This window comes from Veillonella dispar, from assembly GCF_937975875.1.
Lineage (GTDB): Bacteria > Bacillota > Negativicutes > Veillonellales > Veillonellaceae > Veillonella > Veillonella dispar_B.
This window is the reverse complement of sequence record NZ_CALJSP010000068.1, coordinates 1-1,590: the sequence shown is the minus strand read 5'-3', so window position 1 is coordinate 1,590 and position 1,590 is coordinate 1. Positions and strand designations below refer to the sequence as shown.

1 pseudogene is annotated in these 1,590 nt (G+C 45.9%); it reads right to left on the bottom strand.

Annotated features, from left to right (window positions below):
* Nucleotides 1-1,278 (bottom strand): annotated as a pseudogene (locus tag Q7P05_RS03395) (sodium:solute symporter); the annotation flags it as partial.
* Nucleotides 1,279-1,590 lie beyond the last annotated feature (312 nt).

Below are 1,590 nucleotides of genomic sequence, written 5' to 3'. Positions count from 1 at the left end.
CATGAATTCCCAGTACACGCCTGCGATCGAGCCGAGCACGATGGACCAAATGCCAGCGCCAGCTGTTGCATTTTTCCAAGTGAGGCCTAGTAGGAATGCAGCAAATGGGCCCGCAGATCTCATGGTGAAAGCAAATACGAGCATCGGAATGATGGCTTTGCTTACGAGAGAGATAACGATGGCGATAATGCCGAGGAATAGCACGCATAGACGGCTATATCTTGTGAGCTGAGCATCTGTAAGGCTTTTACCAAAATGATGTTCCACAATATCCTTGGTAAATACAGTAGCGGCGCCTAAAAGGTCGCCTGCGCCTGATGAAAGTGTGGCCGATACGACCGCGGCCATAACGAAGCCTGCCATTACTGGAGGCATGAGGTTAAGTGCAACCGTTGCCACCGCATTATTTGCTTCGATGTTCGGGAACTCAGCCAATGCTACGAGGCCTAATACGGCAGGAACAAAGGCGAATAGAGCCATAATAAGACCGCAGATGATAGAGCCGAGAACGGCCGTTTTTTCGTCCTTCGCGGCAAAGTACCGTTGAACCGATTCTTGGCCGGTGGAGAAGGTCATGAAGTACATGATAATGAGGCCGATGATGGTTTTCCAACCAACCTTTGTGAAGCCCAGCTGTTCAGGTGGTAATTTAGTGACAACTGATTCCCAGCCGCCCACATTGTGCAGTACAAATGGCACAGCGAGGGTAAAGCCCCCAACGAGAACGAAGAAGTGGATAACGTCTGTCATCGTTACGCTCCACATACCGCCGGACATGGTGTAAATAACGAGTACCGCGCCACAGATGAGGATGGCGAGTTCTGTTGAAAGTCCGGTGAGAACGCTAATAATGGTTGCAGTTGCTGTAATCTATACGCCTGCTAGTGTAATCGTTGCCAGCATGGACAGAATGGAAGTAATGAGATGGCTAGACGCGCCGAAACGACGGCCGATGATCTCCGGTACTGTTGTTGCCATGGCACGCCGCAAGAGTGGTGCGATGAAAGCAACGAGAATAACCCCAATTCCTGCAGAGACTACGTACCAACCTGCAGATAAACCCCAAGAACCATACGCTTTTGCTGCTACACCTACGGTGCTCCCACCACCGATTTCTGTAGCCGCTAATGTGCCTGCCGTCATAAGAACCCCAATACGACGACCTGCGAGTAGATAGTCAGTACTATCTTTTACACGAATATGACAATACACGCCGACCAATAAATTCAGTAATAAATAGGCACAAACAATAATCCATATAATAGTTAAAGATTCCATATGCCACCTCCTAAACTACAAACTAGTTAGAGACACATACTAAATTCACCCTTACTACTCGGGGCATGAAACCAAGTATAACTTTATTATCCCTTAAAACTGGGGAAATTACAAAGAGGAGTTTCTTGGAACGTTGGAGAATGTATATATATTAGGAACTAAAATATAAAATTATTAATCATAGGCACAGCCTTATTTACATAGTATACTTATGCTAATAAGACTGTGCTTATTTTATTGAGAGACAAGATTCATTTTTTGAGAGAGGTTTTTATGATTCAACGTATTTTGATGCTAGCCCTTGTGTTACTG